The 13,996-nt window shown below is 64.8% G+C and carries 9 protein-coding genes; 4 read left to right on the top strand and 5 right to left on the bottom strand.

The window, feature by feature from the left end; genetic code table 11:
• The first annotated feature begins 25 nt into the window (after positions 1-25).
• A complete protein-coding gene (locus LD110_RS12385) occupies positions 26-2,671 on the top strand; it encodes a PKD domain-containing protein (RefSeq protein WP_225499122.1) in 2,646 nt (881 codons plus the stop codon).
• A 7-nt stretch (positions 2,672-2,678) separates the two neighbouring features.
• On the opposite strand, the gene LD110_RS12390 is transcribed toward LD110_RS12385, so the two are convergent.
• The 5 genes from LD110_RS12390 to LD110_RS12410 all read right to left on the bottom strand — a co-directional run bounded on the left by LD110_RS12390 (position 2,679) and on the right by LD110_RS12410 (position 9,297).
• A complete protein-coding gene (locus tag LD110_RS12390; RefSeq protein WP_225499123.1) occupies positions 2,679-3,716 on the bottom strand; it encodes a hypothetical protein in 1,038 nt (345 codons plus the stop codon).
• A gap of 156 nt (positions 3,717-3,872) precedes the next feature.
• Positions 3,873-5,114, bottom strand: a complete 1,242-nt coding sequence (locus tag LD110_RS12395) for a hypothetical protein (RefSeq protein ID WP_225499124.1) — start codon at positions 5,112-5,114, stop codon at positions 3,873-3,875.
• Positions 5,115-5,550: 436 nt separating this feature from the next.
• The gene (locus LD110_RS12400; RefSeq protein ID WP_225499125.1) at positions 5,551-6,483 is read right to left on the bottom strand and encodes a glycosyltransferase family 2 protein; all 933 of its coding nucleotides are present in this window, start codon (positions 6,481-6,483) and stop codon (positions 5,551-5,553) included.
• Positions 6,470-8,014 carry a lipopolysaccharide biosynthesis protein gene (locus LD110_RS12405; protein ID WP_225499126.1) on the bottom strand — a complete coding sequence of 515 codons (1,545 nt, stop codon included), beginning with the start codon at positions 8,012-8,014 and terminating at the stop codon, positions 6,470-6,472. Before LD110_RS12405 ends, LD110_RS12400 begins: the two co-directional genes overlap by 14 nt.
• The gene (locus LD110_RS12410) at positions 8,011-9,297 is read right to left on the bottom strand and encodes a glycosyltransferase (RefSeq protein ID WP_225499127.1); all 1,287 of its coding nucleotides are present in this window, start codon (positions 9,295-9,297) and stop codon (positions 8,011-8,013) included. The genes LD110_RS12405 and LD110_RS12410 overlap by 4 nt, the downstream gene beginning before the upstream one ends.
• 172 nt (positions 9,298-9,469) lie before the next feature.
• Between LD110_RS12410 and LD110_RS12415 the strand changes: the two genes are divergently transcribed.
• The 3 genes from LD110_RS12415 to LD110_RS12425 are packed head-to-tail and all read left to right on the top strand — an operon-like array spanning position 9,470 to position 13,929.
• A complete protein-coding gene (locus LD110_RS12415) occupies positions 9,470-10,990 on the top strand; it encodes a polysaccharide biosynthesis tyrosine autokinase (RefSeq protein ID WP_225499128.1) in 1,521 nt (506 codons plus the stop codon).
• A 54-nt stretch (positions 10,991-11,044) separates the two neighbouring features.
• A complete protein-coding gene (locus LD110_RS12420) occupies positions 11,045-12,373 on the top strand; it encodes an O-antigen ligase family protein (protein ID WP_225499129.1) in 1,329 nt (442 codons plus the stop codon).
• Positions 12,295-13,929 (top strand): glycerophosphodiester phosphodiesterase family protein, encoded by a 1,635-nt coding sequence (locus tag LD110_RS12425; protein ID WP_225499130.1) that lies wholly within the window; start codon positions 12,295-12,297, stop codon positions 13,927-13,929. Before LD110_RS12420 ends, LD110_RS12425 begins: the two co-directional genes overlap by 79 nt.
• Positions 13,930-13,996: the final 67 nt, after the last annotated feature.

Below are 13,996 nucleotides of genomic sequence, written 5' to 3' on the forward strand. Positions count from 1 at the left end.
AGGAAACGCTACTCTATAGCTGATAGTGAGCGGCTCAGCGCCCACCACGCTTCAGGCGAAGATCCTGTGGAATGGTTTCGGGAGAAAGGCCACCGCGATGTCCTGGCAACGAGGGCTACCGCGACAGGTAACGCGATTCGCTCGGCGCAGCAGAGCCGCCCTCCTTTTGGCCGCCTGCCTATCGGCCTGGACACTCATCCTGCCTGGCACGGCGTGGGCGGATTCCGCGCCGGTGGACCCCAATGACCCCAGGACTCCGGTCACCGTCACCGCTGATAGCCTCCCCACCGCACAGCACGACGGCGTTGCGTGGCAGGCTGTCACGCTCAACGGCACCGTCTACGTGGCGGGCAAATTCAGCAACGCCAGACCCTACGGCGCCGCAGCCGGAACGCAGCTGGTGGCGCGGCGCAATATCCTGGCCTTCGATCTCGCCACCGGAGTGCTGAAGAGCAACTTCGCGCCCGTCCTCAACGGCCAGGCGCTCGCAATCACGGCGTCGCCGGACGGCTCCCGGATCTACATCGGCGGAGACTTCACCACGGTCAATGGAGTGACCCGAAACCGCGTGGCAGCCCTGAATCCCTCCACCGGCGCCCTGATCAGCGGATTCGCGCCGTCCATGGGGGCCAGTGTGCGGGCAATCGTTGCCAGCAACACCACCGTGTGGATGGGCGGAACGTTCACGAGCGTAGGATCGGCGTCGCGGAACCGGCTCGCTGCGGTCAATGCCAGCAACGGTGCGCTACTGCCGTGGGCACCCAACGCCGCCGACGGCAGGGTCAACGCCCTGGCGCTATCCCCGGAGCAGGGCCGCGTGGTGGTCGGCGGTGCCTTCACAACGCTCAACGGGTCCAGTAAGCCGGGCTACGGCCTGGGCATGGTAAACGCCACCACTGGAGCCTCTCTGCCCATCCAGGTCAACGACGTTGTGCGGGACGCCGGCACCGAATCCGCCATCCTTTCCCTGTCCAGCGACGGAACCACGTTCTACGGCACCGGCTACATTTTCGGCACGGGTGGCAACCTGGAGGGCACGTTCGCAGCCAATTGGTCGGACGCCCGCATCAAGTGGATCGAGGATTGCCATGGCGACTCCTATAGCGCCTTCGCCAGCAACACTGCTGTGTACGTTGCTGGGCATCCGCACTACTGCCAGAACCTGGGTGGCTTCCCGGAAACGAATCCCCGGACGTGGCACAGGGCAGTGTCGTTCAGCAAAGCAACAACCGGGACGCTGACTAAAGACACCCAGGGATACCCATCCTTCACGGGCCAACCCGCGCCCTCCATGCTGAACTGGTTCCCGGACATGGATACAGGTACCGCGAGTGGACAGAGCCAGGGTCCTTGGGCCGTAACCGGAACTAATCAGTACGTGGTGATGGTGGGGGAGTTTCGCAACGTGAACCAGAATCCCCAGCAGGGCCTGTCCCGGTTCGCGCTCAAGGAGATTGCGCCGAACAAGCAGGGCCCCCGTGTTACAGGATCAAGCTTCGTGCCCACGCTCAGCAGTCCCGGCCCAGGGCAGGTGCGGGTTCAATGGCAGGCAAACTGGGACCGCGATAACTCCAACCTGACGTACACCATCCTGCGCGACGGGAACCCAACCCCGGTGCACACCGTCTCCCAGCAGTCCACTTTTTGGCAGCGGCCCACCCTGAGCTTCACGGATTCGGGCCTTTCCGGGGGACAGCACAGCTACCGGGTATCCGTCCGTGACCCCCTCGGGAACGCAGTCACAGGATCATCAGTTTCCATCACCATCGCAGGATCAACAGGCAACCAGCCGCCGTCGGCGTCTTTCACCAGCACGGTCAACCAATTGCAGCTGAGCGTGAACGCCTCCGCTTCCGCTGATCCCGACGGAAGCATCGCTTCGTACGCCTGGAACTTCGGCGACGGCGGCACCGCCTCGGGCGTGACCGCGCAGCACAGCTACGCGACGGCCGGCAGCTTCACGGTGAAACTCACGGTGACGGATAACGACGGCGCCACGGCGACTACCGCTTCCACCGTCACCGTGGGCGGCGCCCCGGCCCAGTTCCTAGCCTCCGACGCATTCAACCGCGCACTGGCCACAGGGTGGGGCACCGCGGACGCCGGCGGGACCTGGACACTGAACGGCTCGTCGTCGTACTTCTCCGTGGGCAATGGTGCGGGCACCATCAACCTCGCCGCGGGCCGCGGGCCATCCGCCTACCTCGCAAGCGTCTCCACTGCGGCGTCCGACTCCAATGTCACGGTGAACGTGGACAAAGTCGGTAACGGCGGCGGCACCTTTGCGGGGATTATCGGCCGCCGCGTAGGCACGTCAGAGTACCGCGGCAAGCTCAAGATCGACGCCGCCGGCGCCGTCTCCCTGCAGCTCACGCGACTCTCCGGCGGAATCGAGACCACCCTCAGCCAATCCGGCACGGGACTCTCCGTCCAGGCCGGGCAGTCGCTGAACATTCGGCTGCTCGTCACAGGAACAGGGACCACTACGCTCCAGTCGAAGGTGTGGCGCACCGGAACGGCTGAACCCGGCAACTGGCAGGCCACGGCCACGGACACCGCCGCGGGGCTGCAGGGGGCCGGAGCCGCAGGACTGCTTGCCTACCTCTCCGGGTCAGCCACGAACGCACCAGTGAACGTCCGCTTTGATGACTTCACCGTGGAGGGCGGATAGGCGCAGCCTAGCTGTCGTAGCGGATGCCGAGGTTCCGGCCTTCGGCAAGATTCACGTTGTTGTCTTCCCACTTGTTGGTGAACAGGCCCGTGACCTTGCTCCGGGAACGGCTGATGATCCGGACGGGGTACTTGGAGCCGCTGCCGTAGTCGTACTGGTTGCGGCCCAGGAAGTTGTTCTGGACTGTCACCACGATGTCCGGATATTTGCTGCCGACGGCAATGTTGATGGACGTTTGGCCATCGTCCACCCAGTTCTTCTCGACCAGGACGTTGTTCAGCTTGGCAACGTTCTGCTGAAGCATGATTGTGCAGCCGCCATGCGTGCCGCGCGGGCTGGGGGCGCTGCCGGCTCCGGTCACGATCGAACCAACCAGCGTGTTGCCAACGATGCGGATGTTCTCGCCGCCCTGCACCTGGATCGCGTCGTTGTGCGTGCCGTCGCTGTGGGCGGGATCGTTGGACCAGAACGTGAGCTGGTTGACGTAGTTGCCCTCAATGGTCACGTTGGCCTGCACGGGACCGCCGGGTCGGTTGAAGACACCCAGGCCGTCGTTGGTGCGCGTGATCCGGTTCCGGCGGGCGGTGTATTCGTGTCCCACGATGCCGTCACGGTAGTGAGAGGGGCGGTCCGGGATGATGGTGCAGTCCTCGACCAACAGGTTGTAGCAGGACCCGCTGTTGGCGTCCACGATGCCAGTGTTGGAACTGGGGATCTGCTTGCCGCCGCGCAGGCGGCAGTTGCGGATCACTACGTTGCGGGCCCGGACTTTGATGTCGCCGTAGATATCCAGGTTCTGCAGGACGCGGCCTTCCTGGGTGATGATCAGGTCGGCCCCGCCCGTGTTGTATGGCGTCAAGGTGGTACCCGGGATGACGCCGGTGGTGGAGTCGGACGGCTTGTAGGTTCCAGGAATCAGTGAGCTGCGGGTGGTTGCCGCGGTGGCCGGTTGGGCGACGGCAAAGGTGGCGCTCAGGGCGCCAAGGACGCCGGCCATGCCAAGGCCAAGGGCCTTCCGTCTGGTGAAGTCATGCGAGTTGATCATTGTTATTCCTCAGTCAGGTTCGTGAATCCGGTTTGGTTCGGAAGTGGAGCTGATGCGCATACAAGAAGGAGTTTTGGGCAAGGGTTTTGGGCAAGGGGAAGTACCTCAGCCGACAGAGTCGGTTGAGCTGAAGCGGGGGATTGCGGCTTTGAAGGGTTAGCTGTTGTAGCGGATGCCGCCGTCGCGGCCTTCCACAAGGAAGGCCAGGGTGTCTGCCCAGCGATTGGTCTCCAGACCAATCACCGTGCTTGCGGCGCGGCTGATAATACGGATCGGGTACTTGGAGCCGTTCCCATAATCAAGCTGGTTGCGGCCCAGGAGGTTGTTCTGCACCGTCACGGTGATGTTGGAGTATTTGCCGTTGTCAATGTTGATGGAAGTCTGTCCGTCGTCCACCCAGTTGCCATCCACAACCACATTTTCCAGCTTGGCCACGTTTTGCTGGAGCATGATGCCGATTCCGGCGTGTTCCCCGCGGGGGCTGGGACCTGAACCGGCGCCTAATACCGCGTTTGCCACCACGTTGTTCCCGGCAATGCGGATGTTCGTGCCGCCCTGGACCTGGATGCCATCATTGTGCGTGCCGTCGCTGTGGGCGGGATCGTTGGACCAGAAGGTCAGGGCATGGATGTAGTTGCTCTCCGCGGTGACGTTGGCCTGTACGGGGCCGCCGGGGCGGTTGAAGATGCCCATGCCGTCGTTGGTGCCCTTGATGTGGTTCCGCTTGGCCGTGTAGTCGTGGCCCACGATGCCATCGCGGTAATACGACGGGGCATCCGGGATGATCGTGTTGTCCTCGACCACCAAGTTGGAGACGTTGGCATTGTTCGCGTCGATGATGCCGGTGTTCCCGCCAGGGATCTGCCTTCCACCGTGCAGGCGGCTGTTCTTGATGACTACGTTCTTGGCGCGGACTTTGATGTCGCCGTAGATGTCAAGGCTGTCCAGGACGGTGCCGTCGGTGGTGATCACGAGGTCGGCGCCACTGGTGTTGTAGGGCGTCAGGGCCGTGCCTGCCGGAACCCCGGTGGTAGCCTCAGTCGGCTTGTAGCTGCCGGTGACGAGGCCGGCGCGGCTGCCGGTACCAGTGTTTGCCAGCGGTGCGGGCTGTGCCGCCAGGTTCGCGTTGGCCGAGGTGCTCGGTTTGGGGGCGGCGGAGGCACTCGGTGTGGCCGACGCGGTGGGCGTGGCTGAGGCAGGCGCAGAGGGCGACGGTGCGGGCGTGCGGGTAGGGCTGGAGTCCTGCGTGGCGGACGCTTCGACGCCCGCGGAAGGACTGATGTTGCCGTTCTTCGCAGCGGTCTGTCCGCAACCCGTCAGTGCGAGTGCCGCTGAAGCCAGGACAGCCGCGCTGAGGGTGGTTGCCCGCAATTTCTTGTTTTCTGTGCGAATTGCCACGTTGTGTCCCTCTTCAGTCTTCTCCGGGCACGGGGAATTGCACAGACTTGCTAGGCAACTGCGGAAAAGACCGAGTCAGCGAGCGTGTAAATGTGCGGTGTCAAGGCAACTGGAATCGCCTGAGACCATGGCGGTGGGCGAGCCCTCATCCAACTGCTAGTTGACGTTTCCCGTAGGCATCCCCGACCCCGGCTATCTGAGCCACCACGCTAGTAGAGGTGCAATTAGGTTGCAAATTGATAACGGTGGTAACCCTGCTCTGATCCGTTAGATTGCAGCTCGATAACGATATGCGACACGCCGACGAAATCCGCGTGATTTCAGGCTCGCCGCACCGGCTTCGCGTCGGCGAAAACACAGGGCAAAAAACTTCCAGACCCACTGCGTAACGCGACGCGCGCTGTGGTGCGTGTATGGCGTGGGTCACTCTGAATCGTTATCTGCGCCGATACTCGCTGTAGACGTAGCCGAAGGCTCCCGACGCCATTCCTGCGCCCCGGGCAATCGTTCTCAGCCCTCGCGCCCGTTGTCCGATGGAGCCAGTGGCGGCGCCCACCGCCAGTCGTGCCATTCCGCCCAGGATGCGAATCCCGCCGAGACCCAGGTTCCGCGCGCGCTCGGCGGCCGTTTCCCAGGGTCCCTCCGCCAATTCCAGGCCCACGCGGGCAGCCGAGTTCCCGCTCCGTAAAGCGCGACGGAGCACCCAGTTACGCGTCAGCCGACCCACCGGAACGCGGTCCACCACGTACGCCTCGTCGCACCAGACCATCAGCTCGCCGAGCCGTACCAGGCGGCGCGTGAAAAGGGTGTCTGATCCGCCGCTGAGGCCAAACCGCTCGTCGAACTCCAGCCCGTGCGAGCGGATCTTCTCCAGGTCCAGGAGGAGGTTGTTAGTGGCGGCAACGGTAAGGCTGGTCCCGGTCGGCAGCCGCCTGCGGTCGAAGAACCGCCCTTCGCTGATCCAGCGTTCAGGTACCTGGGCATATTCGCTGATGACAGGACCAACGACGGCGGCAGCGCCGCTTGAGTGGTACAGCGCCAGAAGGTCTTTGAGCCAGTTCTCTGACGGGACCTCATCGTCGTCGATGAACACTAGGACATCGTCCTTCGAGGCCTCGTGAAGTGCCCTGTTGCGGGCCGCCGCAATTCCGGGTCGCGGTTCGTGGACATAGCGAAGGAGGGCTGAGGCGGCACTTTCCACTGTGGGGAGCCCGCTGGCCTCAGGGTCGTTGTCCACCACCATGACCGTGGCCGGCACGTCGACGGACAGGGCTTGGGCCAAGAGCCGGGGGAGGGCGAGTGCCAAGTCCTCCGGCCGCTTGTAGGTCAGCACGGCCACAACCACGGATTTGGGTTTACCGTCCGTCATGTGCCGCTCCATCCCGTGCATTCCCGTGCGCGGAACTTGCCTGCCTGGCCGGGGCATGTTGCGGATCGTCCAGGGCCGCGCGCTGACGCGAGAATAGCGTCCGGGCATGGCCCAGGAAAGGCCGTAAGTGGTTGCGGTGGACTATCGACAGGACGGCGGCGTCAACCACCAGGAATGCGCCCAACCCGGCTGCCGCCGTCGGGAACGCGGACCAGCCCAGCAGCGCCAGGCCCAAATAGGCGGCCGAGCCCCACAGCGCCCCGTGGATCGGCGGCCAGATGACAGCCAGCTGCTGGCGAATCCGCAGTCCGGTGAGCCGTGATTGGATGGCCAGCAGGACCGGAACCAGCGCCAAGCCTCCGGCGACCAAGCCGACGGCGACCCAGAAAAGACCGAACTGCAGCCCTGCCACGATGCCGCCAACTTGCAGGGCCGCTGCCAGCAATTCATACCGGATGATCAAGTTGCCCTTGCCGAGGCCCTTCATCAGCGAGGGGGTGACGTAGAAGATGGTTTCCCGCGCTCCGCCGATGGCCAGAACGCTGATGATTCCGGCGGCGGGGAGCCAGGCATTGCCCAGGACCAGGTGCACAAGGGCGGGCGCGGCGCAGGCCACGTAGGCCATGGCGGGTACCACCATCATCGCCACTACTTGGGTGGACGTGCGGAGGTGCTCGGCGAGCCTGGCTGGATCGTCCGCCGCGCGGGAAAATGCCGGGAACATGATCCGATTGACCGTCTGGCCCACCAGCTGGATGGGGATCACCATGATCCGGTACGCCATGCTGTAGAGGGAGAGCGAGGCCACGCCAAGAACCCTGCCGACCAGGATGTTGTCCACGTTCCGCGAGAAATAGGCCAGGCAGTTGGTGACGAAGACGCTCAGGCTAAAGGCCAGCAGCGGCCGCACCTCGCCCAGGTGGATGTTGGGGGCAGGCCCCCGGGATGCGGCCAGCAGGAGCACTGCCGTCACAACGTCGGTGGCCAGGACCTGGTACGCGAGCGCAAAGTAGCCGGCCCCAAGGAATGCCGCCGCAACGCCGGCAGCGGCGCCGATAGCCGCTCCAGCGATGTCTGCGCGGGCGACATGGTGCAGCAGCAGCTCCCGGGAAAGCATGGCCCTTGGCGTTATGGCGAGCGCCTTCAAAGGGATGGACGCCGCCAGAGGAAGGAGCAGCAACGCCACGGCGTCGGCCCGGAAGAAGCCTGCCACCGCGGGGGCCAGGAACACCGTGGCTGCCCCGAGCGCCACGGAGACGGCCAGATTTAGCGTTGCGGTGGCGCCGGCCGCCCGGCGGGTGACGCTGGCGTTCTGGATCAGCGCTGCAGACAGGCCCTGGTCCAGGAAAAGCCCGGTCAGGGTGACGTAGATGGTTGCCGCGGAGATGATGCCGTAGCTTTCAGGGCCGAGCAAGCGGGCCAGGACGATGGCGCAGACCATCTGGAAACCTTGCCGGGCCAGGACCGCCGCCAAGCTCCAGCGGACCCCGCGCACTGCGGCTCGTCCAGTGAATGATTCGGCACTTTTCATGCCCCCGCCGCCCGCTTGCGCTGAGCCGCGGTCTGCGCCGCTGCCTGGATGTGGTGCGCCATGCGCCGCCCGTACAGTTCCGGGCTGTGCCGTTCGACGGCGGTGCCCGCGTCCTGAAGGGCGTGCTCCTTGAATGTCGGCCAGTCGGCCGCAACCGCGGCCAGGGCGTTGCACAGTTCTTGAGCGCTGCCAGGCTCGACGAACTGGACGGATCGGTAGCCGCCCGCTGCTTCGCGAAGACCAGAGGTGTCGCTGGCCACCACGGGCCGCGCCGCCAAGAGGGCTTCCACGGCTGTGTTGCCGAAGGGCTCATCCAGCCTTGACGGCACCACTGCCACATCGGCCGCTGCCAGGAACGGCCATACCCAGGGCTGGAAACCGTGGAACCTGACGAGGTCCGACGCTCCAGCGTCCGCGACTTGGCGGTGCAACTTCTCCTCGTACTCCTCATTCCCGGGAAAGACGGCCCCTACGACGTCCAGTACGGCAGCTTGCCCTTGCCTGTTCAGCCGCAGGACGGCGTCGATGGCCACATCCACGCCTTTGCGGCTGGAAAGGCGACCTATGTACACCACCCGTAGTCCGCCGTCGGGCGTGTCCCGGGCTGCCGCGACAAGCGGCGGGCCCGGCACACCGTTGTAGACAACCGTGGACCGGCCGTCCAGCCGCCGCAAGGAGGAACCGAGGGTGTCCGCGCTGAAGCGGCTGTTGGTCACGATTGCGGAAGACACGGCCAGGGGGAGGGCCAGGAGCATGCGGACCAGATGCGGAGCATTGGCTTCGGCCTCGTGGACGTGCGTGACGACGGGAATTCCAGCGGCCCTTCCGAGAAGGGTCCAGAGGGGGACGGTTATGGTGTTCGCCAAAATGACGTCTGGCCGGCTGCCACGCAGAAGCCGGATCCCGGCGAACGTGCCGCGGACGGCCGTTCCTGCCAGCTTCAGGAGTCCGGCAGGGGAGAGGTAGCTCTTGCGCAGCACCGGTGTAGGGCAGAGGACGCTGTTGACGCCTCGGGCAGTGAGTTCCGGGATGAGGGGACCGGCAGAGGGGAGCGTGGCAAGGACCCTCGCCCCGGCGGCCAGCAGGCCGTCGACGGTCTCCAGCAGCACCCGGTCCGAACCGTAGAGGTCGGCACTCGGGTGGGCCACGAGGACGGAAAATTGCCCTTGCGGATTCCCCACAATGCCCCCAAGAAATACTTCGCGACGAAGAGCAGCACCGGACGGAAGGCTGCCTCCCGGGGGCCCTTGGAACGGCGGGTGGCCGACGTCATTGGAGACCATTCCTGTTCGCCCGAAGCTACCAGAAAGCCTAAGGCCGGGACTGGTGTTTGGCTAGGATTCCCGGGGTCTTCCCGCGCCGGGGCGGCCCGGTCAATAATGGTCCGATACAAGGTGCCACGGTCTCCAGGGACCCCTCCGGCCCGTCCGTGGCTGCCGGGTATGGGGGCTGCCTGTGGAATTGTCCGAGTACCTCCGCGCCATGGCACGCGGTTGGTGGATAGTAGTGCTGTGCGCCGTGATTGGACTCGCAGCAGCAGGCGCTGTTACCGCAACCATCGAGCCGAGCTACCAAAGTACCGTCAGGTTCTTAGTGGTGTCCCCCCAGGTCCAGGGGCAGTCGGCGTTTCAGTCCAATGAGCTCTCGAAAGGGCGTGTGCTGTCCTATGCGGCCCTTGTCAAGGGCGATAAGTTCCTGGAACGCCTGATTCAAGGCAATTCTGCTGGAGTGGCAGTCGCGGAGGCACAGCAGGCAGTTAGTGCTTCGGGCGACAAGGACACGCTGTTGCTGACAGTGGTGACCGCCATGCCGGATGCCGGCAAAGCGATGGCCGTGGCGTCAGCCATTGCGGCGAACTTCGGCCCCGCAATCAATGAACTCGAGGAGAAGGCCACCGCCACCCCGAATCCTTTGCCACAAACCGTCCTCAAAATCGTTGCGGGTCCAACGCCAACGGGAGCACCCGTCTCACCGCGCGTCACCCTGAACCTCGCTCTCGGAGCGGCTTTGGGAGCAGCGCTGGGAATCGCACTGACGGTTGTTCGAAGGCGCATGCGGCGTTCCCTGCGGACTCCGCAAGAGATTGAACTGGCAGCCGGGCTGACGTTGCTGGCCCGTTTCCCGCGATGGAACGCCGCCACATCGCTGGGGGGAAAGCCGCTGACTGGAAGCCTGTCGTTGCGCGGAATTCTGGACAATGACTCCGAATCGATGATCGAGGCGGCCGGTCAAAGACTGCGGACCAACCTGGATTTCCTCCCTCTGGAAGCGCGGATCCATACCGTTACGGTGACCTCCACCACCGCAGGCGAGGGCAAATCGACCGTGGCGTTGCTCCTTGCCCGTGCCTGGGCTGAGGCGGGGCATAAAGTCCTCCTGATCGAGGCCGATCTGCGGCACCCACGGCTGGCGGCCGATCTTGGCCTGAAGAAGAGTGCGGGTGTGGCGAACCTGCTGGCAGGGCAACTGCCCCAGAGCCAAGTGGTCCAGCCAACGCAGCAGGCGGGACTTTTTGCGTTGGCTGCAGGCAACGCTCCGCTGCGGCCCACTGAATCGCTCGCCAGCGCGGCCATGAAAGCTTTGTTCCCGGAAATCGGCTCCGGCTTCGACAAGGTGGTGATTGATGCGCCGCCCATGCTGCCGTTGAGCGATGCTGCCATCCTCGCCGCTATGTCGGATGGAGCGGTAATAGTAGTCGGGCATGAACGCGTCCGGCGGGAGGAACTGGCCGCAGGAGTGGAAAACCTTCGCTCAGTGGACAGCCGGCTCCTCGGGGTGGTGGTTAACGGGCTTCCGGAGCGGATGACGGAATTTCACCGCCGCGGCATCAAGCGTTCCCGGCAGGAACCGCGGCCAGAGGCTGCAGAGAAAGAAGTGGCAGCAGGGAAGGAAAAGGCCCTGACGAACCAGGAGGCAGCCCCTCAACGGCCGCCCGCAGCCCAGCAGGACGCGATGCTGCCGCGTCGCCGCAGCTAGCGGACTCACATGGCCGCAGGCGCCCAGCAGCCATCCGCAAGGGTCGTGAGCTGAATGCAGCTGGCGCTCTGGATTGCGTTGTGCGTGGCGGTGGCCTTTACGCTCCGGCGCCGCATCAGGCTTGCGGCTGCAGCTGTCCTGGCGCTTTGGTTCCTGGTACCGGTGGTCGGCAGCCAGTTGATCACAGACGTGGCCACAGGACCGTTGTCCGTGCATGCCGCAAGTTGGCTCATTGTCTCGATCTTCGTTGTCCGGCTTCTGGAGGATCCCCGTAGCATCGCGATCGTCCTTGCCCGCAACTTCCTTGTTTTCCTGGTCCTGCTCCTGGTGGTCGTCGCAGGCTTCGTGGCCTCCTTCACCTCGGAGGCGGGCGGAGGCATGGTGCTGCTGGTCGACCAGATCGTTGCCCCGATCCTGTTCTTCCTAGTGCTGCTGTCGGCAGCGTTCGATGACCCCCGCCTGGTGGTCTTCCTCCGCACGCTCCTGGTGGGCTTGGTTGCGGTGGTCTGCCTGGTGGCCTTGGCGCAGTGGCTGACCCACGATGTGCTGTTCTACGAGAGGGGGTTCCTGACCCAATACTGGTTCAATCCGGGCACGGACCGTTGGATGGGTACGCTGGACCAGCCCCTCGCCCTGTCCTTGGCTGTGTCTGTAACAGCGCCGCTGCTGGCAGGACTCCGCAGCAATTCCATGCAGGCGGTGCTGCTGGCCATCATGGGCACCGGTGTCCTGATCACCCAGTCGCGCGTAGGCCTTTTTGTGCTGGCGTTCGCGGTGGTCACAGTTGTAATTTTCGCCAAACGGCCTGTGTGGCTAAGGGCGGCACTGCTCGTCTCTATGGCTCTTGTAGCAGTGGCATTGGTGCTTTCACCCTTGTTCGCCGGTGTGGCAAGCCGCCTGCAGGACGATACGGGTTCGGCGGAGGCCAGGGCCCTCGCCTTCGAGTCTTTCATTGCCCACTGGCGGGACTACCTGATTGCCGGCCAGGGCATAGGAGCCAGTTATCGCGTGGCTGACCAGGCTGGCCTGGGGACCAGCTTCGAGAATCCCCTGGTGATGTACAGCATTGACATTGGCATCATCTTCGCCGTGATGTACTTCGGCGTAATGGCGTACCTGGTGGTCCGCAGTGCCACCCGCCACCAGCTCAGGGGCCTGACCCTCGCGGGCATCCTGGCCATCGTTGTACCCCAGACCTACAGTTCCCTGGCCACGCGCTCCGTGGCAGGCATCCTGGTCTGGACCGTGCTGGCCATGGTGGTCATGGCAGGGGACACTGCCGCCGAGGAGTGGATGCCATCCCGGTGGGCGCTGAAACGGATGAAGCGGCGCGCCGACGGGCACAGCGAAGTGCCGGGGCTGGCGCCCCCGGCACTGAGCTAACGACGGCGGTGCGCGCCATGGCCAAGCAGTTCGGCCGTCGTCGTTTTTTGGGTCTTGCGGCCGTCGGCGCGGTGGCCGGCATTGCCGGCTGTGCGGGCTGTCCGACGCCGCTGACCCCCGCTCCGGGGCAAAGTACCGCCGCGGCAGCGTTGGCGCCGGTGACGGACGTTCCCGCAGCTCCGGGCGGAATCCACACCCTGGCCGACCTCCTGTCCACGCCCAGCTTCTACATCGCGCACCGTGGCTCGGGCGACAACTGGCCGGAGCACACAATGCGTGCCTATGCCGGTTCTGTCGCGGCCGGGTTGAAGGCCCTCGAAGTCTCGGTGTGGGCTACTGCCGATGGCGTGCTGGTGTGCCATCACGACGCCAACACCAAACGCATGACCGGCTTCGACATGACGATTCCCCGTGCAAGCTACGCGGCATTGGCCTCGCTGCGGAACAACGCCAGGGCCTGGTTGGGCCCAGCCAGCAGCCTCGAACCAATCCCTACGCTGAAGCAAGTCCTCAACGCCTACGCCGCCACACACGTTATTTTCATAGAGGACAAGGAAGGCACCAACACCGAAGCCCTCCTGGCCCTGATGGACAGTTACCCCGATTCGCGCGACCACTTTGTCTGGAAACAGCCCGGAACCTCAACCGACCACCGGGAAGCCCACGCAAGCGGCTACACCACGTGGGGCTACTTCGGGACAGCGGACCTGGACAAGGCCGGCCAGTATCTTGACGCCGTCGACCTCCTGGGCGTCCCAAGCAGCGCCCCGGACGACACTGTCCGCCAGTTTGTGGCTACCGGACGCCCCGTCATCGCTTGGGAGGTGCACCGGCGGAGCGAGCGGGACCGGCTCCTTTCGCTTGGTGTCCGAGGCATGATGTGTTCCAACGTCCGCTACGTCCTGCAGCGCGAAGCAGTGGCCCTGCAGGACTCTTTCCGCGCCGGGCTTCGCGCGGCAGGAGACTTGCCCTGGGACGCCGCGAGTGACTGGACGCAGCAGCCTGACTTCCTCGACGAGGGTGTCCGGCTTGGCATCCCGGGATCGGCCGCCTACACCTTGGGTTCCATGGGCCCGGTGACCCTCGCCGGCTGGGGGCTTGAGGCCCAGTCGCGCTGGAGCGGGGTACTGCCGGCCGCTGACCAGGGCGCTGGCCTCGCGTTCGGCCAGGACGACGACGCCGCATGGAAACCGGGCCAAAGTCCCTTCAGCACGGGCTACGTGGTGGAACTCACGGCCGGAGGCCGGCTGGTGCTGTACCGGCTCTCCCCGGATGAAGCGCAGCCAACCCTGCTGGCTTCCTCGGACGGCAGTCCGCCCAAACCGGGAGCCTGGGAGCGCCTCAGCATCCTTGTCACGCGGCAAGGCATCGCCATCACCCGGAATGCCTCGGAAGGTGCCCCGCCCTCCAGCTCGGCGCAAAAGGTGGTTTCCGCGGATACGGCCTTCCGCGGCGGCTACTTTTCGCTCATCAAGGACGACGACGGCGGGCTGCCAGTGGAGTTCCGCAACGTCCGGGTCACTAGCATCGACGCGGATGCGGCCGTCTGCAGTTGAGCCTTGCTTAGGCCGCCCTTATGAGGCAGGCAAGGGCTCCCGTGGGATAATTAGGCACAATCGATGT

It is taken from the genome of Arthrobacter sp. M4 (assembly GCF_020251205.1).
Classification (GTDB): Bacteria; Actinomycetota; Actinomycetes; order Actinomycetales; family Micrococcaceae; genus Arthrobacter.

Bases quoted from the DNA above. Each gene is read 5' to 3' on its own strand.
- LD110_RS12390 (WP_225499123.1), bottom strand. From the start codon at position 3,716: ATGATCAACTCGCATGACTTCACCAGACGGAAGGCCCTTGGCCTTGGC.
- LD110_RS12400 (WP_225499125.1), bottom strand. From the start codon at position 6,483: ATGACGGACGGTAAACCCAAATCCGTGGTTGTGGCCGTGCTGACCTAC.
- LD110_RS12405 (WP_225499126.1), bottom strand. From the start codon at position 8,014: ATGAAAAGTGCCGAATCATTCACTGGACGAGCCGCAGTGCGCGGGGTC.
- LD110_RS12410 (WP_225499127.1), bottom strand. From the start codon at position 9,297: ATGGTCTCCAATGACGTCGGCCACCCGCCGTTCCAAGGGCCCCCGGGA.
- LD110_RS12420 (WP_225499129.1), top strand. From the start codon at position 11,045: ATGCAGCTGGCGCTCTGGATTGCGTTGTGCGTGGCGGTGGCCTTTACG.